Here is a 20,687-nt window from a genome sequence, read left to right as displayed (position 1 = left end):
CCGACAATCCTCGCGCTGTGGGCCGTACTCGCCGCCCTCGTCGTGGGGTTGACGGCCTGCGGCACGACATCGAACTCCGGCAGTTCCTCACCGGAAGCCGCGTCCGGTGCCGAGGACGGCGCCTTCCCCGCCACCGTCGCGACCAAGTTCGGCGACATCACAGTGACGAAGCGGCCCGAGCGCGTCGTCGCGCTGGGCTGGGGCGACGCCGAGGCCGTGCTCTCGCTCGGCAGGCAGCCCGTCGGGGCCAGCGACTGGCTGGCGTTCGGCGGCGACGGGGTCGGCCCCTGGGCGAAGGGCCTCTACAAGAAGAGCCCTCGGATAATCGGCACACTGGAGCCGGAGTTCGAGAAGATCGCGGTCATCAGGCCCGATCTGATCCTGGACACCAAGTCCAGCGGCGACCAGACCCGTTACGACACGCTCAGCAAGATCGCGCCCACCATCGGCGTCCCGAAGGGCGGCGACCAGTACAAGATCTCATGGCGTGAGCAGACCGAGATGGTCGCGACCGCCCTCGGTGTTCCCGAGAAGGGCAAGGCGCTCATCTCCGAGACCGAGAAGAAGTTCCGGGACTCGGCCGCCGCCCACCCCGAGTTCAAGGACAGGACCATCACGCTCGGCTCGCGGACAAGCGACGGGTTCGGCGCGTATGTGCACGGCACGGGCCGCGTCGACTTCGTCGAGCGCCTCGGCTTCACGAACAACCCGGAGGTCGACGCCAAGGCCGGCGCGTCGTTCTTCATCGATGTCTCCCGCGAGAACCTCGATCTGCTCGACGCCGATCTGACGGTGATGACACCCATCGGGATCCCCGCAGCGAAGATCACCGATGACCCGCTGTACCGGGCCGTCCCCTCCGTCAAGGCGGGCCGTTCGGTGGTGTTCGACGACGAGACCCTCAGCGCGGCCTTCTCGACGGACTCGGTGTTCTCGGTGGCGTACGCGCTGGAGAAGGTCGTCCCGCTGTTCGCCGAACCACTGAAGTAACCGCTCCCTGGGACACCGGGGCGGCACGGACGCCGGTGTGGGGCGGACGAGTGGTGTGGGGCGGACGAGTGGTGTTTCTGAGATTTCGGTTAACTATCGCGTGCTCCGCCGCAGGGTGGGCACGGGCACTGAATGGACACTCCACCGACCGCGGACACACGTGGTAGCGCGGACGCCGCTGCCGTACACCTACCCGACCGGGCCGGACACCACGCCACCCGGGCCGGTGCCGCCCTGGCCCTCCTCCCACGACGGGTCGAGGACCGGCTCGTCCGGGGCGGGCGCGGGTTTCCCTCCGCGCTGCGGGCCGACGGGCGGGTCCGGGGCGTGGACGGTCTGCGGGCGCTGGCCGTCGCGGTGGTCATCGTCTACCACCTGGAACCGGGCCTGCTGCCGGGTGGCGCCCTGGGGGTGGATGTCTTCTTCACCATCAGCGGCTTCGTCATCACCCGGCTGCTGCTGGCCGAGTTCGCCCGTACCGGCGATGTCGCCATGCGGTCCTTCTACTGGCGGCGCTGGCTGCGGCTGGTCCCCGCCCTGCTGGCGGTCTGCGCGGTGTGCGCCGTGCTGGCGCTCACCACGCGGCTGCCGAGTTTCGACCGCGCGTGGGCGGCGATCGCGCTGGCCGTCACCTTCCTGATGAATATCGTCAGGGCCGCCCAGCCCGACATCTATTCGAGTGACACCTCTCTGCTGTCCCACACCTGGTCGCTGAGTGTGGAGGAGCAGTTCTACCTGTTCTGGCCGCCCGTGCTGGTCCTGCTGCTGCGTCGGGTCGGCGCGCGGACCGTGCTGCTCTGCGCCGCGGTGCTGTGTCTGCTGCCGCTGGTATGGCGGTTGATCCTGTGGAACCCGACCGCGGCGCACCGTATCTACAACGGCGTGGACACCCGCGCGGACCAGCTGCTGGCCGGTGCGGTGCTGGCGGTTCTGGTGGCCCGGCTGCACAGGGACGACCCGCGGCTGGCCGCGCTGCGGCGCTGGTCGGCACGGCTCGCCTGGCCGGCGCTGGGGATCCTGGCGCTGATCGTCCGGTACGTGCCGATGACCGGCGCGAGCGCCTGGACCATGCCCTGGTACACCGTCGGCTTCCTGGTGACCGCCGTGCTGTCGGCGACGGTGGTGGCGGCGCTGGAACTCCAGCCGCGTACCTGGCTCTCCCGGGGACTGTCCCTGGCCCCGCTCGTCTGGGTGGGCCGCAACCTCAGCTACGGCCTCTATCTCTGGCACTACCCGCTCAGCCGGCTGGTCTCCGATCTGGGTGTGAACGCCACGTGGCACGCGACGGCCACGGTCGCCGCCAGCCTCATCGCCGCCACGGCGTCCCACTACCTCATCGAGAAGCCGCTCACCCGGCGCAAACGGCCACGTCCCGCCGCCGTCCCGGCGGTCACCTGACGCCCGGTGGTGCGCGGCGCGCGGCTCAGGCGACGGTGGTCAGTGACTGGATGCCGTGCAGTTCGGTCATCACATCGCGCAGCGAACGGCAGTGCTTCGGGACCGGCGGCAGCGTGGGCATCGGAGTGCCGCGGCCGCCCTCCAGCGCGTCCGCCATCGCGGCCAGCGCCCCGGTCACCCAGCGCGCCTCGGTGGCGGTGGGCAGGGGCACCCCGTGCTCGACGCGTACGGCGCAGACGGTGGCGGCGTCGAGGATGCGCTCCGCGCGCGCCATGACGGCCGGCCAGTCGTGGCGGTGTGCGCGGTGGGGCCCCGGCAGTTCGGCCGCGGCCGTCTCCGCGGCGGCCCGCGCCTCGGAGAGCGCCCGGTACGCGGCGTACCGCAGCGCGATGCCCGTCGGGTCTCCACCGCGGGGCGCCGCCGCTGTGACCGACGCGCCCGCGGACGGGGCGGGTGCGGTCCCCGGGTCGTCCAGTACGTGCCGCAGATACCGTTCCGTGCGGCGCAGCGCGACGGCGAAGCGGTGGCCCACCCGCACGCGCGGGTCCGTCAGACGCGGAAGGTGGCCGACGAGCAGCACGATCCCGCAGGCGAGTGCCGTGTCCAGCAGCCGGGCCGCGGTCGCCTCGGTGTCACCCACCGCGTAGACGAAGGAGAGGACGAGGAGGGTCACCACCGCGGTCTGGAAGCCGAAGTGGCGGGTGGCGACCGGGATGAGCGCGCCGCCCGCCACGACCACGGCGACCAGCCACCACAGGCCGCCGAGTCCCGCCATGGCCAGGGTGAGGACGGTGAAGACGAGCACGCCGGTGGCGGTGCCGGCGACGCGGTTGACCACACGGGAGAAGAGCGGTCCCAGATCGGGCTTCACCAGAAAGGCCGCGGTGGCCGGGAGCCAGTACCAGTGGGTCTGATGGAGGCTGAGCGCGACGGCCGTGCTCGCCGCCACGCAGAGCGCCACGCGCAGCGCGTTCTCGCGCCTGGCGGGAGCGAACACACGGCCGAGCGTACGGAGCGAGCCGGGCGCGGTCAGTTCCTTCAGCGCCCGGCGGACGCTTCGTGTGTGCAGGGACGGACGCGGGGGACGCACCGGACGTGTCGGCTCGTAGGGCACGGGCGGTACGGGCGGTACGGGCGGTACGGGCGTCGCGCGCTGCGCCGTACGGTCGAAGGTCACCGCCGCGGCCAGCAGCGCGCGGTCGAACGCGCCGCGCTGGACCGTGTCGGAGACGGGGCTCGCCAGGGCGCCGGGGGCGGAGTCCGCACGTACGGCGGCGGCCAGCAGGCGCGGCGCCTCCGCCACGTGCGGGGGCAGCGGCCTGCCTTCCCACAGCAGCGCGACACCGGCCTCGCACAGGGCGGTGGCGGCGGCGAAGCGCTCCGTTATCCGGTACGCCTGGGCGGAGCCACGGCCCTCGCGCCGTCCGGGGAAGGACAGCAGCCGCATCAGGCGCAGCGACTCGTCCGCGCGGTGCTGTGCGGCGATCAGCCGTCGACGGGCGGGCTCCGCGTCGGGTCCGCCGAGGGCGCGGAGGGCGTCGGCGAGCGCGTCGAAGACCGCTGCGACGGCCTCGCGTTCTCCCTCGCGACGGGCGCCGCGCCGCAGCAAGCGCCGTGGGGCGCGCAGCAGGAACCGGAGCAGCAGGAGCCAGGCAGCGCCGCCCAGATAGCAGACGGTCTTGAGCCACGCGGGGCCGGGTATCGGCATCCCGGCGCCGATCGCCGCGGTGACCAGACACTGCATGGCCGCCGCCGACCACACCGGTCCGGTCACACTCAGCGCGCCGGAGAGCCAGCCCACCACGAAGAGGGCGGGCACTGCGGTCCAACGGCTCCCCGCGTCGGCGAGCAGACCGCCGAACAGCAGCCCGAGGGCGCCGCCGACGGCGGGCAGGCCGATGTGGACCACACCGGTACGCCGCGTACCCGGCCGGTCGTTGACACCGGCGAGCATCGCGCCGAGCCCGGCGAGGACCGCCTGGCTCAGGAGTCCGGTCAGCGCGCCGAGCGCCAGCAGCGGTCCCGCGCTCAGGGCGCCGCGGAGCACGGCGGTCCACGGGATGGGCGCGGAGCGCCAGCTCAGCGGGTGCGTGAGCCAGGCGGGCACGGAGCGCGCGACGGAGGAAAGGGAACGAGGGGAAGGCGGTGCGGACACGAGTCTCCTGTACGACCGGTCTCGTCGAGCGGGTGAGGCAGACCGGCGGGCAGCGGCGACCGCGTGTCCCCGACCGTAACACCAACGCTTGTCCTTCGAGCGGCCGTTCTGTTACGCACGTATGTCGCACGCGTTCCGAGGCGATGCGACGAACGGCCGGTGGGCTCCCGGCGGTCGGCTCCCGGCGGTGGGCTCCCGGTTCCGCTCGGGCCACCGGGATCACCCCGCGGCCACACTGCCGGCGCCGACAGTAATTATGACGGTGTCCTCGCGGCGGGCAGCGCGCTCCTCGATCCCGCACCACCCGTGGTTCAAGGGGGAGTTGGCACTCGGTGGCGACCCGTTTCACACCCCGGCACACGGACGTTTCGCCGGGAACCCGGGCCGTACCGAGCTCGTCCGTTACCAATCACAACGCAACAGAGCCTAGTCTGCTCTCCAGCGGTCACCAACGGGGGCAATGACAGCGGTGACACGGAACGAGAGGGCTACACCATGACATCCACATCCGGCGCACCGGACAGCATCGAAACCACGACGGCGCTCCTGCGCGGCGAACTGCCCCAGCTGGAAACACAGCAGCAGTCGCTCGAACAAGAACTGGCCGGCGTCACCGAGCGCCTGGAGTCGGTACGTACCGCCCTGAGCGCCCTGCAGGCACTCACCCCTGCCCCGCAGGCGCAGGACACCGTGCCGGAACAGCGGGCCGCGGAGCCGTCGGCCGTGGAGACTCCCGCCTCCCCGGCTCCCGTCACGGAGACTCCCGCCGTCGAGACTCCCGCCGAAAAGGCGGCCGTCGAAGAGGCACCCGCCCAGGAAGCCCCCGCCGAGGAGCAGCCCGCGCCCGCCAAGGCCGGCAAGTCCCGTAAGTCCGCGTCGGCATCGGCGTCGACGCGCGCCTCCGGCGGGGATTCCGGGGCGAAGTCGCCGGCTCCCAAGGAGCGGAAGAGCAGCCCGGCCAAGAAGTCCGCGCCCGCCACGGCCACGAAGACCCGGGCGGCGAAGAAGACGGTTGCCCCCGCCACCGCCGACGAGCAGCCGGGCGGATTGACCGAGCAGATCCTCGCGGTGCTCGCGGCGTCCGACGGCACCCCCGTCCGTGCCCGCGATGTGGCGCAGGAGCTGGGCCGTGACGGCACTCCCGGCAGCATCAACGCGGTACGCAGCACCCTCGACCGGCTCGTCGGCACCTCGCGTGCCCACCGCGCCGGCCGCGGTCTCTACCAGGCGTCCGCCGGCTGAGGGTCCGTCTGATCGACCACCGCACCCCCCACACCGCCTGTGTCCGCCCCTCGTATCGAGGTCTCTTCCGGACCGACCGTGGCCCAGCCACGGTCGGTCCGGATTCGATGGCGACCGGGAGATTAAAAGTATGGTGTGAGGGGAAGGGTCGTCCGACGACTTCGCGGGACGCATGACTATGCGCCTGGCACTTCCCGGCCACGTTTTCCGGCCAACACCGGCCGACCGTACCCCGACTGCCGTCGCCCCGCCCGAATCACCGGTCGAATCGGTCAGTAAAACCACAAGCGGCGGCGGCCAAAACCACACGGTAACCATTCCGTTCGAACATCGGGCTTCGAAATGTGCCGCACAGCACAATTACTGTGGGCCACACGCTCTCCACGGCGCGGGGGAGTTGCGTTGAGACGAAGTGAAACGTTTCTCGCACGCCATCGATGCGAAATAGCACATACATGTGAACTCCACTATCGCCAGGGCGCCGGGTGCACCCACCGCGGCCGTGCACACGCCTTCGAAGCGGACTTCGGCAATGCTCCGGCAAACAGACAACCGGGATGGCACAAGCGGACTCGTGAGAGAGTTTTCACGGTCGCATGACCAGCCGGACCCGCGACGGATACCGGGCGAAATAGCCGGCGGAGCGGATCGATGAGGGAAGTCGGACAAGAACGCAGAAACCCGCCGGACCGTGGCGCCCGTCAAGGCGTCACTGTCCGGCGGGTGGTTGTGCGGTTCGGCGGGTGGATGCCGGTTCGGCGAGTGGATGTCGGCGAATTCCCGCGGTACGGGCGGCATCAGCCGCGGCGGACAGAGCCGTTGGCGGTCGGCTCCGCCGTCATTTGATGAAGTCCTCGACGACCTTCGGCGGCCAGGTGCCGACGTTCAGCACGCCCATCGAGTAGGCCCGGGAGACCAGGGCGGCCCGGTTGGGCACCCTGAGCTTCCGGAGCAGCCCTGTCACGTGGTACTCGACGCCCTGCCGGCTCAGATAGAGCCGGGAGGCCAGCGGGATCGTGGACAGACCTGCGGCTATGCCCTCAAGAATGCGTGCGTCGATCTCTGTGAGGATCTTCTTCTGGTTGGTCAGGACGCCCGCGTCCGCGGACCCCTCCGAGGAGCGCATGAGCACCAGGATCGCGGCCACTTGAGGGGTTTCCCCGCTCACGGCCGCGGCCGTGAGCGTCCCCGCGAACGCGGAGTCCTCCGGTCCCACGGCCACCACGTGCGAGGCGAACCGCTGACGCTTGCCCTCCACCAGGCGGGAGAACTGACGCATGAGCGGCTGCTGGACGCTGGGATGCACCAGATCGCGGAAGCTACGGCCGCAGACGCCCGCCGAGGAGTCGCCGAACCGGCGGAAGAACTCCTCGTTCGCCTGCTGGATGGTCAGAGCCGGGTCGAGTGAGGCCATGCACAGCCCCGGCTGGTCGAACTGCTGGGCGCGTCCGTGCCCGTTCTGGTCGGGTTTGAGGTCGCTCGTTGTGACCTGCGCCGAATCTGCGAGTGCAGCAATCGCCACGAGACCGCCATCCTTTCGGGTTCCCCCGATTCATTGGGAATGCTCAACATCATTATGCGGGCCGGATAACACCGGCAGCCGGTCTCACATGACCTCATTGACGGGTTATCCATTTACTGAATTGAGAGTAGGTAGCTTTGTGGTTGCCCGTCAACAAGTCCCCTGTTCACACGGCTAAAGCTGTGGTCCCACCCTGGGAAGGTTCGGTCCGCAATGACGATGTCTACGGTGGGAAAAACCCGGCATGCCGGGCGGGACCGATTGGCGAGACATCCGTGCAATTAAGCCTTGTTTGAGGTTCCCCTGAGGTCCGCGTGGCAAGCCGGACCGAACCAAGCCGCGCAGGGGCCGCACAGGTCACAGTGCCGCGTAGCATGCCGTTAACAGTTATGTCTCTGCGTGTACGCGGGAAGAGCATCCGCCAGCTCATGCCGGCCCGAGATGCCAAGCTTCCGATAGGAATTCGTAAGATGTTTCTCAACAGCGCGCGAACTCACGCCGAGTTCACCCGCAATTTCCTGGTTGGTGAGCCCGCGGCCGACAAGAGTGATCACCCTGCGCTCGCTGCGGGTGAGAACGGCGGTCTTCGGCGCGGAGGCCGTACCGAGGCCGTGCTCGGCCCGCTCGACCAGCCACGGAGCACCGCAGGCCGCCGCGAGGGTGCCCGCCTCCCGTAGCGCCGCCTCCGCCTCCGTGCCGCTGCCCAGTTGCCGGCCCAGCAGCACGAGCGTCCTGGCGAGTTCCAGTTCGAAGGACGAGCCGCGCAGTACGGCGACCGCGTCGCGCAGCAGCGGGACGCCCTGCGCGCCCTGGAGCCAGCCCTTCAGCCGCAGGGCGCGGCCGAGTCCGGCGGGGGCTCCCCACGCCGTGGCCCAGGCGAGTTCCTCCTCGGCGAGCCGCAGCGCGGACCGGGAGTCGCCGAGCCGCTGGTAGAGGCCGATGGCATGCGGACGCCATGGGAAGAGCGCCGAGTTCCGCCAGCGGGAGACGTCCAGTTGACGGCCGCAGGCGAGCAGACTCTCCAGTGCTCTGGGCCGCAGTCCCCGCTGGGCGTCCACCGACGCCTGCAGAATCCGCAGTGAGGCCGTCAGCGCCAGCCCCTCCGTCCGGCGCCGCCGGGCCCTGGCGAGGATCCGCTCGCTGAGCGCCGGGTCGCGCAGTTCGAGCGCGACCGTGGAGAGGATCATGATGGAGGCCTCGCGCCAGTCCGTCTCGGCCGATCCCATGGCACGCTCGACGTATTCGCGTGCCTGAGTGGGCCTGCCCTGCGAGACGAGGACGAACGCCCGTTCCGCGAGAAGGAGTACGCCGTCGGCGCCCGTCGCGTTCTGCCATCGGGTCTGCTGTTCGGTCGACAGCCACGAGCCCACGTCCTGTACCGACTCGGCGGCGAAGAGGGTGACGACGACCAGCGGCAGAGTGGTGTGCGCGCCCGCCGAGGTTGCCGGTTCGCGTTCCAGGATGCGGGCGCCCGTGCGCGCCGCCTCGGCCGCGGACAGCTGGCCGGTGAGAGCGCCGGAGAAGAGGAGTACGGCCATCAGCTCGCGTTCGGCCGCGGAGCCGAGCGGTGGCTCCTCCCCCAGCTCGCGCAGGCGTTCCATGGCCGAGGCGAGTTCTCCGGGGTTCTCGTGCCCGCAGTGCCTGAGCCGGGCTTCGAGCCGCAGGGCCATCTCCCGTGCCGGCCCGTCCAGTTCGGCGGGCGGGCCGAGTTCGTCACTGACACCGCGCAGGAGCGCGGCGGTGGAGGGGGCCACGGCGTCGAGCAGCGGCGGCGGGATACGCAGCGCGGCGGCGGCTCGGTCCCCGACCGTGGCCAGCAGGGGCATCGCCTGGACGATGTGGCGCCGGCACGCCTCGGGGTCGAACCCCCGCTCCGCGGTGGCCAGATCGACCAGCAGTCTGGCCCGGCTCTCGTCCTGGGGGCGGTGGCCGAGCAGCGCGCGGCGCAGATAGCGGGCGGCGGTCTCCGGCGCGCCCCGGCGCAGCGCGGTGTCGGCCGCGCCGCGCAGCACCATCGCCGACCAGGGGCGGCCGAAGGTGGTGACGGCCATCAGATGGGCGGCGACCTGCTCGGCGGGACGGCCGCTGCGGTACAGCAGGTCCGCGGCGGCGGCGTGCCAGCGCTCGCGTTCGGCCACGGACATCGCGGATTCGATGGCGTCCTGGACGACGCGGTGGATGAAGCGCGGTTCGCGCGTGTCGGCCAGCAGCCCCGCTTCGAGGAGTGCGCGCCGGGCGGCGCCGAAGCCGATCTCGTCCAGTCCGGCGAGTTCCGTGATGAGCGCGGGGTCTCCGTGACCGCCGAAGGCGGCGATCGCCGCGGCCGTGTCACGTACCGCCTGTGGCCGGGTCCTCAGATTGCTCGCCAGCCGCTCCCGCAGCCCCGCGGGCCGCAGGGCGCGTACCTGGTCGGCGTGGTCGGCGGTCGGCGCGTGGCCCCGTGTCTCCATGCCCAGCAGTACGGACATCAGGAACAGCGGGTTGCCGCCGGTCACTTCATGGCAGGCGCGTACGTACTCCTCGTGTCCGGGCACGCCGGACCGTTCATGGATCACGTCCCGGGTGGCGTCGCGCGACAGCGGGGCGGGGCGCAGTATCTGGGTCGAGGCGGCGGCGATCTCGCGCACCAGGGCGTGTCCGGCGCCGTGGTCCCCGTCCCGGAGCGTGCAGACGAGCACGACGCGCAGGCCCCGCAGCCGTTTGGTGAGGTAGGCGAGCCAGCGCAGGGAGGGGACGTCCACCCACTGGAGGTCGTCCACGAGGATGAGCAGCCTGGCGTGTGCGCTGATGTCGGCGAGGAGCGAGCGCGGGCCGTGCAGAGTCGCCTCGGACGCGGCGCCGGCCGGTCCTCCGGCGCCCGCGCCCCCGTGCGTGTTCCCTCTCGGCATGTCTTCGGCGAGCGGGCGGCCGGACGGAATATCGTCGGCGCCGAACATCAGGCCGGTGGCCCGGTCCGGTTCGCGCGCCCAGCGCTCGCGGTCCGCCCGCGAGGCACTGGAGAACAGGCTGTCGAGCAGCTGCCGGACCACGCCGAACGCGAAGTCCCGCTCCATCGGGGCGGCGTTCGCCCGCAGGACACGTACGTCCGTGCCGGAGACGACTCCGGGCAGCTGCCGCAGCAGGGCGGATCTTCCGATGCCGAGAGGGCCCGACAGCAGTAACACCGATGAGGTGCCCCCGTCGGCGGCGCTCAACGCGGCCCCCACCCGCGCCAGTTCCGACTCCCGCTCAAGAAGCATCGCTCGGCCGTTCTCCCATGTTCCGCACCAGCACGCACAGTTCCTCGCGCCCGGTGATACGAAGCTTTCGGTACGTGTTGCTCAGTCGCAGCTCGACGGTGCGTCTGCTCACGGAGAGAAGTTCCGCGATCTCGCGGTTGCCGTGGCCGCGTCCGGCGAAGGTCGCGGTGCGCTGTTCGGCCTCGGAGAGCGTGGTCCACTCCCGGGGCAGGGCGGGGGTCACCGGCCCGGCCGGCCTCTCCAGCCGTTCGGTGAGCCGGCGCACCGCCGTTGCCAGCCGGCCCTGCGGACAGGCCGTGGCGAACGCGGAGAGCTCGGCGAGGGAGAGCGCGGCGGCCCGGCTGTCGCCCTCCTCCAGCTCGCAGGCGGCCAGTCGGGCCAGCGCCCACGCGTGGGACAGCCGGGCGGGTGAGTCGCGCAGCACTCGGACCGCCTCGCGGGCGCCGACCACGGGCCTGCCGCCGACGCCGGTCATCGGGGCGGTCCACAGCTCGGCCAGGCCGACCGCGCTCGCCGAGCCCCACCGACGGGAGAGCCTCAGTTCCTCCCGGCTCAGCCGCGCCGCCTCCTCGCGGTCGCCGAGTGCGTAACAGGCCGCGGCCGCCTGCGGGCGCCAGCACAGCAGCGCCGGGTTGCTCCACTGCCGGCGCAGCAGCCGCCGTCCGCTCTCCTTCGCCAGCTCCATCGCTTCGGTCCAGCGTCCGTCGACGGCGGCCACGCGCGCCCTGGCGAAGAGGAGGACGGACCAGGCGACGCCCTCCTCCGCTCCGGGCTGCGTGGGCGCGGCGGCGAGCGAGCGCGCGTACCCCTGGCGACCCGCTTCCACCGCGGTCACGATGCGCAGGGCCGTCAGGCTCGGGGTGAGGAGCGGATGCCTGCTCGACACGGGCAGGGCCCGTTCGGCGGCCTCGACGTCCCGTTCGGCGGCGTCGAACCGGCCCGCGCGCAGGGACAGTTCGGCGCGCGCCGTCAGGATCCGCGCGGTGGCCGCCCTGTGGTGGCCGCGCCGTACGACGGTGAGCAGCGCGTCCAGCTCCGCCTGGGCCTCTTCGTGGTCATCGGTCAGGATCAGGGCCCGGCAGGCGGCGAGCCGGGGCAGTACCAGCGGGGTGTCGGCGCCGTCGCCCGCGAGGGCGGCGCGGGCCAGCGTCCTGGTCGTCTCCAGGTCCTCGCCGCGGACGGCGAACTGCCAGGCGCGTACACCGCTCTGCTCGGGGGTCGAGAGGCGCTCGGGCAGAGCGGGCACCTCGGGCACCATCGGCTCGGTGTCGTCCCGGCACTCGTCGGCGAGCCAGAACAGCGCGATCAGGCTGTCGCGTTCGCCCGGCCGGACATCGGACAGCGCCTCGGCCACCGCGTGGCGTGCCCAGTCGCTGTTGCCGCGGGCGAGTCCGAGGTCGACGGCGCGGGCCCGCAGTCCTTCGGGGGCGCCGCTGCCGGCCCTGACGAGTTCACCGAGCCTTCGGTCCCCCGCCAGGGGCGCCGACATCGCTTCGGCGGCGGCCAGTTCCAGCGTGAGCCGGGCGCGCTCGCGCGGTTCGAGGGGTTCGCGCAGGGCGCGGGAGAGATAGGCGGCGGCGCGGCCGTGGTCTTCCGTGTCCAGGGCGGCGGCGAAGCTCTCGCGCAGCGTGCTGACCACCCAGGGGGCTCCCAGCGGCGGCGTACGGAGCAGGATCTGGGCGACGTCCTCGTCGTTCGCCCAGGCCCGGTGGGCCAGTTCGGCGGCGCGGGAGTACAGCTGGGCCCGTTCGTCGGTGGCCATGTCCTCCAGCACCCGGGCCTTCACCGTGGGGTGGCGTACCTGTGTCCTCGTTCCCCCGGAGACGGTGAGTCCGGCCGCCTCCAGCATCACGTGCAGTTCCTGGCCGCGTACGGGTCTCAGCCCGGCCAGTGCGCGGACCAGGGGGAAGCTGAGCAGTTCGCCGCAGACGGCCAGCGCCCGCAGCAGCGCGACGGCCTCGGCGGGCAGGCCGTTCAGCGCGCGCGTCGCGTGGTCGCCGACGACGGCGGCCGTGATCGTACGCAGCTCGGGCAGCCGGGCGGCGACCGGTTCATGGCCCTGGTCGATGAACTGGCACAGCACATCGCGCAGTACGGCGGGGTTGCCCTCGGTGGCCGCCGCGACCGTCGCGGTGAACCGCTGGTCGCCCTGGGTGCCGCAGACCGTCTCCACCACGGTGGCGACGCCGCGCTCGGTCAGGCCGCGCAGCACGAGCTCTTTGACGGGCACCGGGGAGGTGGGCAGCAGGCCGAGCCAGTCCCGGCCCTTGGCCGACACGCCGCTGCCGCTCGCGAGCACCGCGACCGGTGTGTCCGGGGTCAGCCGCCGGACCAGCGCGTGCAGCCAGCGCAGGGAGGCGGGATCGAGCCATTGGGTGTCCTCGATCACCAGCAGGGTAGGCATCTTCTGTGCGGAGTGAAAGGTTCCGTCGAGTCCGGGCAGCGGATCGGGATGCCGGTGCTCCAGCAGTTCCCGCAGCGAGCCGCCGGCCGGACCGTCCTCGGCCTGGCCCGTCGGCGATGTCATGAGTTGGGCGATCACGCCGTAGCGCACGTCGCGTTCGGCCGGGGCCGCCTGTGCGTGCCGCACGCGCAGTCCACGGTCCTCGGCGCTCCGGGCTGCCCATCTCAGCAGCGCGTTCTGCGCGAGGCCCGGTCTGCCGGTCAGGGTCACGATGCCCGCGCGTCTTCCGCCCAGCGAGGTGAGCAGGGAGGTCAGCGCCGCCTGCTCGCGGCCCCGTTCGAGCAGGTCCATCGCGTCTCTTTGGATGTCCGGTCCGTGCGTCCACTCAGGGGACCGCGTGCTCGGACAATTGTTGTTCCGGCCAGTCACACGCACCGCCTTGCCCCGTTCGCCTCAGCGTCGCCAGCGTGATTCGGATACCCAGCCCGGTGGTTGCCCATCGGGGATGTCGGGCGTGCGCAGAACGGCGCCCAGTTCGGTGCGCCCGCTCACGCCCAGTTTCCGGTACACGCTGGTCAGATGTGTCTCGATGGTGCGTACCGTGACGAACAGGGTCTCCGCGATCGAGCGGTTGCTGGCACCCGCGGCGGCGAGGCCGGCCACCCTGCGTTCCATTCCCGTCAGCATGTCGAGCGGTGAGGCGCTCATCTTCCGCGTCCGGCCGCCGGCGGTGACCAGCAGCCTGCGGGCGACTCCGGCGAGCGCGAGGGCTCCGCAGCGCTGGGCGAGGTCGGTGGCGGTCCGCAGATGCTCACGGGCGCCACGCTGGTCGCCGGTCTTCAGCAGGGTGCGGCCGAGGACCAGTTCCGCCTTGGCGTGCTCCGCCCTGGCGGGCGATCCCGCCAGGGTGAGGACCGATTCGGTGAGCGCTTCGATGCCCGTGCCGCCAGGGGCGATCACGCCGCGGGCGAGCGCGGCGAGCCCGAGGGCGCGGGGGGTGCCCCACCGCCGGGCCAGCTCGCCGCCGTACTCGGTCATCTCCCGGGCCTCGTCGCCGCGGTTCATGATCGCGAGCAGACAGGCCGCCTCGGACCACCACGGCAGAAACGCGGGATTGCTGAACCGGGACTCCCCCAGCGAACTGCCGCATTCGAGGTAGAGACCGAGAGCCGCCTCCCCGTCGCCGAGCGCCCATCGGGCCCGGGCCCGCGCCATCAGCGCCCAGTGGTACTCGATGACGAACCGGTCGAGGCCGCCCCGTTTGATACCGCGGAGCACCTCCTCGGCCCGTGCGGCCTCGCCCCGTTCGATCAGCATCGTCGCGAGTGCGATCTGCGGGAGCGCGGCGCCGTCACCCCATTTCTCCTCGCCGATGATCTCGATGGACGTCTGTGCGTCGGCCAGCGCGTCGGGGAACGCGCCCGCGCCGTGCAGCACCAGGGCGCGGGTGGACAGCGCGAGTACGAAGGTCCAGACGGCGGCGTTTTCCTGGCTGTGCCGGAGCGTGCGGTCCAGCGCGTCCAGCGCTTCCTCGACCTCGTCGGCGAGGCTGAGCGCGAATGACGAGGCGAGCAGCGGCCAGCTCTCCCGCTCCACGCCGGGTGAACTCAGCGCGCGGCGGGCCTGTTCGACCGTCCGGTCCGCCGAGCGGCCCTCCATCGCGGTCAGTACGGTCATCATCGAGAGCATCTGGCGCTGGGCCGGCGTATCACCGGGCGGCGCCGTCAGCAGCCTGGCCCGGTCCAGGGTCGCGGAGACTGTCGACTTCTCGTCCATCCCGACGATCAGCAGGACCGACTCGACGAGCGTGCGCAGTTCACGGTCGGCGGGATCCGGGCCGGGCCCCAACGCGGCCTCCAGCTCCGTGAGGACCTCTTCGAGGACCCGTACGCCCGCGGGCGACCGCTGAACGGCCAGGCAGACCATTCCGTACCGCACGCCGACCATCGCCCTGGCGCGTGGGTCGTCGGCCAGCGACAGCGCTTCCTCCAGCAGCCGGATGGCCTCCGTCGGATTGATCTCCGCCAGGGACGTGGCCATCTGGATGCGTACCGGGACGCTGTCCGGTTCCACCTCCAGCACACGGTGCAGATAGCGCACCGCGGCCTCGGGAGCGCCACGCACCTCGGCCTTGACGGCCGCGTCACGGAGCACCGCGGGCATCCACGGCTGGGTCAGGGCGGGCAACAGCATGAGCAGGCCCGCGACTTCCTCGGCGGGCCTGCCCGCGTCACTCAGCAGCAGGGCGGCTCTGGTACGCAGACCGGCCAGCGCTTCGGCGCCGAGGGGTTCCAGTACGGCCGAGCGCACCACGTCGTGCACGAGGTCCGCCCGGTCCGCCGCCAGCACCTCGGCGCGCCGCAGGGACACAACGCCCTCGGTGACGAGCGCGGGGGGCACATCGGCGAGCATGCCGACCAGATCGGGGGACTCCTCGCCGAGGACCGCGATCGCCCTGGCCACTTCCCGCACCCAGAGCGGCTGATTGTCCAGCAGCGCGCTCACGGAGGACGCGATCACCTGGCCGCCCACCTCGGCGACTCTCCGTACGCCCTTCTCGTCGGGCTGCACCCCCTCGGCGCGCAGTTCGCCCAGGAGCCGGCTGAGGGTCAGGGGGTTGCCGCCGGAGACGGCGGCGGCGCGCTCGGTGAAGGATGGTTCGACGGGCGCCTGGAAGATCTGCCGAACCATCTCGTCTATGGCGGCGTGCGTGAGCGGCCCCAGCCGCATCAGGGCGGGCCGGCGCTGCGCGGCGATGTCGGCCAGCGCGGGGTGCGCGACCGGCTCGGCCTCACTGCGGTGGGCGAGCACCACCAGCAGCGGCAGATCGTCCGCGCGCCGCAGCAGGAAGTCCACCCAGCCCAGGGAGCGTTCGTCGCACCAGTGCACATCGTCCAGTACGAGCACGAGCGGGCGGTCCACCATCAGATTCGCCGCGAGCCAGTACAGCCCGTGCAACACCGGATAGGCGGCGGACGCGCCCGACGTCTCCTGCTCGAATGGTCCGGCCGTGAGGGCGGGCAGCGCGCGACGGGCGAGGCCGCGCAGCAGCGGGGAGTTCTTGGCGTCCTCACCGCTGAGCCCCAGCGAGCCGAACAGCTCCCGTACGCCGCCGTATCCCGCGCCCGCGGCGACTTCGCCGCACGATCCGTACAGCACGGCCATGTCGCGGCACGCGTCGCTCCTGAGGAACGCCCGCAGAAGACTCGTTTTCCCTATGCCCGCGGGACCGGACAGCATCACCAGGCCCGCACGTCCGGCGCGCGCGGCCTCGGCATGGCGGCTCAGTATCCGCAGCTCGCCGGCGCGACCGACCAGGGTGCTGGACAAACCGGAGAGGTCGGCCTGTTCCAGCATCATGGTCTCCTCGCCTCTCGGGGGACACAACGGCGCGATGACTCGCCGACGCATCCCGCACATCCCGCACATCTCGCAAAAACAGCTGAACGTTCCACGATCGGCGGCGCGAGGTTACATGATCACAAGATCCCGCAACCCACGAAGCCCACCAGGCCCGTTTCGGCACTTGGGGACTACCCAGCGCGAACTGGATCAAGCACTACTGTCCGCTGGACGCCATTGCGCCGTCCGGGAGTTGGTGACAAGCCCGCCCGGAGAGCCGCCCGCACTCCGGGCAACACCCCACTCCGGAAACCCGGATGTCCGGATAACCGGATCATCCGGATGACCGCACAAGAAGACATCCTTGCAGAGCGACAAGCGGAATCGCGCCATCACTGGCGCTAGAAGCCCATCAGGGATCACACACCACCCGAAGGTGTCGATCACCGAGGGGTGTTGACCACTCGGAGCCCCTGATCACAGAGGTGGGCGACGCGGACGGATCGGCCGCTCGGTGAGCCCGGTCTCTCCTCGGAATCGCTCGCTCAGCGAGATCGGTCGCTCGGCGGAAGCGGTCGCTCGGCCCGGATCGGCGGACTATGCCTGAGTGGAGAGATGTTTCCGCAGGAGCCCGATCACCGCCGGCGCCTGTGAGCTGAGGAAGAAGTGCCCGCCGGGGAAGACCTTCAGGTCAAAGGCTCCCGTGGTGTGGCCACGCCAGTCCTCGGCCTCGTCCAGCGTGGTCTTCGGGTCGTTGTCGCCGGTCAGCGCGGAGATCGGGACCCGGACCCGCGTCGCTGGATCGCAGCGGTAGGTCTCAATGGCCCGATAGTCACTGCGGATCGCCGGGAGGATCATCCGCAGGATCTCCTCGTCGCCGAGCAGCGCCGTGTTCGTACCGGACAGCAGTTTCAGTTCACTGACGATGCCGTCGTCGTCGCGCTGGTGCACGCTCTCGGCCCGGTGGCGCGACGGGGCACGCCGACCGGAGGCGAACAAATGGGAGAGTTCGCCGCCATCGGCCTCGAACCGCCGCGCGACCTCGAAAGCGATCGTCGCGCCCATGCTGTGCCCGAAGAACGTGGTCGGCCGGGCGCGGAGTTGCTTGCGCAACGCCTCGTAGATCTGATCGGCCATGACCCCGAGGTCGCCAGGGCTGGTCTCCTTGCGCCGGTCCTGACGGCCGGGGTACTGGACCGAGAACACCTCGGCCACGGACGACAGTTGCGCGGAGACCGGGAAGTAGAAAGACGCCGAGCCACCCGCGTGGGGGAAACAGAAGAGTTGTTCCGAGCTGGCCGGTGCTGGATGGAAGCACCGCGCCCAGAGGCTCTCCTCGGTGGACGTCGTCATCGTGTTGCATCCTCCTAGCGGTGGGCCGGGCGATCCGGACCGCGCAGCGATCCGGGCCTCCGGGCCGGTGACAGTGGAATATGACGGGACGTTGCACGCCGCGCGCGCCGTGATCTCGCCGAAGCGACCGAACGTTCCATGCGGCACTCCTACCCAACAGAGTGGGTGGATGACTCACGTCGTCCGACTCGCACTCTCATCGACCGCCACGTGCCGGCCCGGTGACCGACCACCCCATTCCACTAGGACGGACAGTGGGAAATTCCCTAGTCTCTGTATGGACATCGGTGACGGAACCCACCCGGGAGTGAAGGAACCGCCTACGACGCCCCGGCCGGCCGGGGCTCCGGGAGGCGGACCGTGCCGCTTCCCGGAGCCCCCGCGGTTTCCCGGAGGCGCCTCGGTTCAGGACAGGCCGAGTTCGTCGTCGAGGAGCGCGAACACATCGTCGTCGGACGCCGCCTCCAGATCGAACTCGCCTGAGCCGTTCGCCGACTCCTGCCGCAACGCGGCCCACTTCGTCCTGAGCACCTCGATGCGCCCGGCGACGTGCTTGAACTCCTGTGCGTCGACGGTCATCTCGGTGATCGCCTTCTCCAACTGGTCGAGAACGGCGAGCACCGATCCGGCCCCGGTGACCTCCTCGGTCACCAGCTGGGAGTGGAGATGGTCCACGACCGCGGCCGGGGTGGGGTAGTCGAACAGCAGGGTGGCCGGCAGGCGCAGCCCGGTGGCCGCGTTCAGCCGGTTCCTGAAGTCCACCGCCGTCAGGGAGTCGAAGCCCAGCTCCTGGAACTGCCGCGAGGCGCCGACGGCCGTCCCGTCCGCGTGTCCGAGCACCACGGCCGCCTGATCGCGGACCAGCGTCAGCAGAACGTCACGACGCTCCTCATCGGTCAGTCCGGTCAGTCGCTGCCCGAGCGATTCGGCCGACCGCGGAGCGGCCGTCGCCGACCGCCGTGACGGAGTACGGATCAGACCGCTGAGCAGAGCCGGGATCTCACCCTGGGCGCGGAGGGCCGCCAGATCCAGCCGTACGGGCAGCACCAACGCCCGCGAGCCGGTGACCGCCGCGTCGAAGAGCGTGACGCCCTGCTCGACGGAGAGCGGCGGCATCCCGGAGCGTGCCAGGCGCAGCATGTCCGCCTCGCTCACCGACCCGGTCATCCCGCCCGCCTGATCCCACGGACCCCACGCCAGCGACACACCCGGCAAACCCTCCGCCCGCCGACACGCCACCAAAGCGTCCAGGAACGTATTGGCCGCCGCGTAATTGCCCTGCCCCGCACCACCGAACACACCGGCCACCGACGAGAACACCACAAACGCCGACAGACCAAGATCCCGCGTCAGCTCGTGCAGATGCCACGCCGCGTCCACCTTCGGCCGCAGAACCGTGACCAACCGCTCCGGCGTCAGCGAACCGATCACGCCGTCGTCCAGCACGCCGGCGGCGTGTACGACCGCCGAGACCGGATGTGCGGCGGGTACGGCGGCCAGCACCTCGGCCAGCGCTTCCCGGTCGGCGACATCGCAGGCCGTGGCCGTGACCTCGGCTCCGAGCCGCTCCAGCTCCTCGACGAGCGCTCCCGCGCCCTCGGCGCCGGGACCTCGGCGGCTGAGCAGCAGCAGCTGGCGTACGCCGCGTTCCGCGACCAGGTGCCTGGCCAGTACGGCGCCCAGACCGCCGGTTCCGCCGGTGATCAGTACGGTGCCGCCCCGCTCCCAGCTCTCTCCTGTCGCTTGTCCGTCTCCGGTCTCCCCGTCGGCCGGGGTGACGGGCTCCGGAAGGGTTACGCGATCCAGCCTGGCGGCCCTGATCTCGCCCCCTCGAAGCACCAACTGCGGCTCCTCGGAACCGAGAGCCCGAGCCAGCGGCGCCCACGCGGCGGCGTCATCCGCCGGGTCGAGGTCCAGCAGCCCGAAGCAGCCCGGGTTCTCCGACTGCGCGGACCGCACCAGACCCCATACGGAGGCCGCCGCCAAGTCGGCGACAGCACCGCCGTCCACGGCCACCGCTCCCCGCGTGACGAACACCAGCCGCGACCCGGCGAACCGCTCCTCGGCCAGCCACCACTGAAGCTGCCCCAGCGCCCGGGAGACGACCTCGCGCACCGAGCCGGGCACGGCATCTGCCTCGGCACCGTCCGGTTCGCCCAGGACGGGCACCAGCACGACATCCGGCACCGGGGTGTCCCCGGCCGCCGGCGACGCCGGATCGACGTACGCCTCGACGCTCGTACCGGACGTACCGTCCTTCGCCAGTACGCCGGCGAGCCCGAAGGCGTCCGGTCCGAGGATCACGACGGACTCGGGAGCGTCCGGCTCGGCCATGGCCGTCACCGGCGTCCACTCCACACCGAACAGGGAGTCCCGGCCCGCACCCCCGGGGCCGTTCAGCCGCTCGCGCGACACGGCCCGTACGAGCAGCGAGTCGACGGACACGACCGGCTGACCGGAAGCGTCGGCAGCGGCCACGGAAACCGCGTCCTTACCGACCGGCGCCAACCGCACCCGCAACGCCGACGCACCCACCGCATGCAACGACACACCCACCCACGAGAACGGCAGACCACCACCGCCCCCATCACCATCACCGTCACCCGCCAGAAGCGAAGCATGCAGAGACGCGTCCAACAGGGCCGGATGCAGACCGAACGCGGCCGCGTCACCCTCCGCACCCTCCGGAAGACTCACCTCCGCGAAGATCTCACCATCACGCCGCCAAGCCGCCCGCAGCCCCTGGAACACCGGACCATAGGCGAAGCCCAGCTCTTCGAACCGCTCATAGCAACCCTCGACATCCAGAGACTTGGCACCGGTCGGCGGCCACACCGTCGCGTCGAAGCCGGAGTCCGCCCCCTCGGAACGGCCGGCCAGCGAACCTGTGGCGTGCTGGGTCCAGGGTGCGTCCAACACGTCCGACACGTTCGACGTGTCCTCCGAGCGGGAGTAGATCCCCACCGAACGCCGGCCCGATTCGTCGGGGACACCGACGGCGACCTGCACCTGAACCGCGCCACGCTCCGGCAGAGTCAACGG

At 71.3% G+C, this 20,687-nt stretch carries 10 protein-coding genes; 3 read left to right on the top strand and 7 right to left on the bottom strand.

Going from position 1 to position 20,687, the window contains the following annotated elements; translation table 11 throughout:
- Positions 1–6 precede the first annotated feature (6 nt).
- Together ACIRQP_RS24290 and ACIRQP_RS24285 are read left to right on the top strand one after the other, a co-directional pair.
- Positions 7–990, top strand: coding sequence for an iron-siderophore ABC transporter substrate-binding protein (locus ACIRQP_RS24290; RefSeq protein WP_403893337.1), 984 nt, complete (start codon positions 7–9; stop codon positions 988–990).
- A gap of 132 nt (positions 991–1,122) precedes the next feature.
- Positions 1,123–2,388 carry an acyltransferase family protein gene (locus ACIRQP_RS24285; RefSeq protein ID WP_403893221.1) on the top strand — a complete coding sequence of 422 codons (1,266 nt, stop codon included), beginning with the start codon at positions 1,123–1,125 and terminating at the stop codon, positions 2,386–2,388.
- Positions 2,389–2,413: 25 nt separating this feature from the next.
- Here ACIRQP_RS24285 and ACIRQP_RS24280 read toward each other — a convergent pair whose 3' ends face one another.
- Entirely contained in the window at positions 2,414–4,543 is a 2,130-nt protein-coding gene (locus ACIRQP_RS24280) for an FUSC family protein (RefSeq protein ID WP_403893220.1), read from the bottom strand.
- Between the two features lie 495 nt (positions 4,544–5,038).
- Here ACIRQP_RS24280 and ACIRQP_RS24275 point away from each other — a divergent pair, with 495 nt between their 5' ends.
- Positions 5,039–5,785, top strand: a complete 747-nt coding sequence (locus ACIRQP_RS24275; RefSeq protein WP_403893219.1) for a hypothetical protein — start codon at positions 5,039–5,041, stop codon at positions 5,783–5,785.
- 838 nt (positions 5,786–6,623) lie between these two features.
- Here ACIRQP_RS24275 and ACIRQP_RS24270 read toward each other — a convergent pair.
- The 6 genes from ACIRQP_RS24270 to ACIRQP_RS24245 all read right to left on the bottom strand — a co-directional run.
- Positions 6,624–7,205 (bottom strand): LuxR C-terminal-related transcriptional regulator, encoded by a 582-nt coding sequence (locus tag ACIRQP_RS24270; protein WP_403893336.1) that lies wholly within the window; start codon positions 7,203–7,205, stop codon positions 6,624–6,626.
- A 482-nt stretch (positions 7,206–7,687) separates the two neighbouring features.
- Positions 7,688–10,546: an ATP-binding protein gene (locus ACIRQP_RS24265; protein WP_403893218.1), complete on the bottom strand. Its 2,859-nt coding sequence runs from the start codon at positions 10,544–10,546 to the stop codon at positions 7,688–7,690.
- Positions 10,536–13,301 carry an AAA family ATPase gene (locus ACIRQP_RS24260; protein WP_403893217.1) on the bottom strand — a complete coding sequence of 922 codons (2,766 nt, stop codon included), beginning with the start codon at positions 13,299–13,301 and terminating at the stop codon, positions 10,536–10,538. The genes ACIRQP_RS24265 and ACIRQP_RS24260 overlap by 11 nt, the downstream gene beginning before the upstream one ends.
- A 102-nt stretch (positions 13,302–13,403) precedes the next feature.
- Positions 13,404–16,310 carry an AAA family ATPase gene (locus tag ACIRQP_RS24255; protein ID WP_403893216.1) on the bottom strand — a complete coding sequence of 969 codons (2,907 nt, stop codon included), beginning with the start codon at positions 16,308–16,310 and terminating at the stop codon, positions 13,404–13,406.
- A 579-nt stretch (positions 16,311–16,889) separates the two neighbouring features.
- Positions 16,890–17,645, bottom strand: coding sequence for a thioesterase II family protein (locus ACIRQP_RS24250; protein WP_403893215.1), 756 nt, complete (start codon positions 17,643–17,645; stop codon positions 16,890–16,892).
- Positions 17,646–18,050: 405 nt separating this feature from the next.
- Positions 18,051–20,687, bottom strand: a 2,637-nt coding sequence (locus tag ACIRQP_RS24245) for a type I polyketide synthase (protein WP_403893214.1), incomplete at its 5' end; no start/stop codon positions are given.

Source organism: Streptomyces sp. NPDC102274 (assembly GCF_044766385.1).
Taxonomy (GTDB): Bacteria; Actinomycetota; Actinomycetes; order Streptomycetales; family Streptomycetaceae; genus Streptomyces.
The sequence above is the reverse complement of the archived record's forward strand: the minus strand, read 5'-3'. Positions and strand labels throughout refer to the sequence as shown.

What these genes read in the sequence shown, in the direction of transcription:
- ACIRQP_RS24255 (WP_403893216.1), bottom strand. Translation starts at nt 16,310, where the DNA reads ATGATGCTGGAACAGGCCGACCTCTCCGGTTTGTCCAGCACCCTGGTC.
- ACIRQP_RS24250 (WP_403893215.1), bottom strand. Translation starts at nt 17,645, where the DNA reads ATGACGACGTCCACCGAGGAGAGCCTCTGGGCGCGGTGCTTCCATCCA.
- ACIRQP_RS24275 (WP_403893219.1), top strand. Translation starts at nt 5,039, where the DNA reads ATGACATCCACATCCGGCGCACCGGACAGCATCGAAACCACGACGGCG.
- ACIRQP_RS24285 (WP_403893221.1), top strand. Translation starts at nt 1,123, where the DNA reads ATGGACACTCCACCGACCGCGGACACACGTGGTAGCGCGGACGCCGCT.
- ACIRQP_RS24260 (WP_403893217.1), bottom strand. Translation starts at nt 13,301, where the DNA reads ATGGACCTGCTCGAACGGGGCCGCGAGCAGGCGGCGCTGACCTCCCTG.
- ACIRQP_RS24265 (WP_403893218.1), bottom strand. Translation starts at nt 10,546, where the DNA reads ATGCTTCTTGAGCGGGAGTCGGAACTGGCGCGGGTGGGGGCCGCGTTG.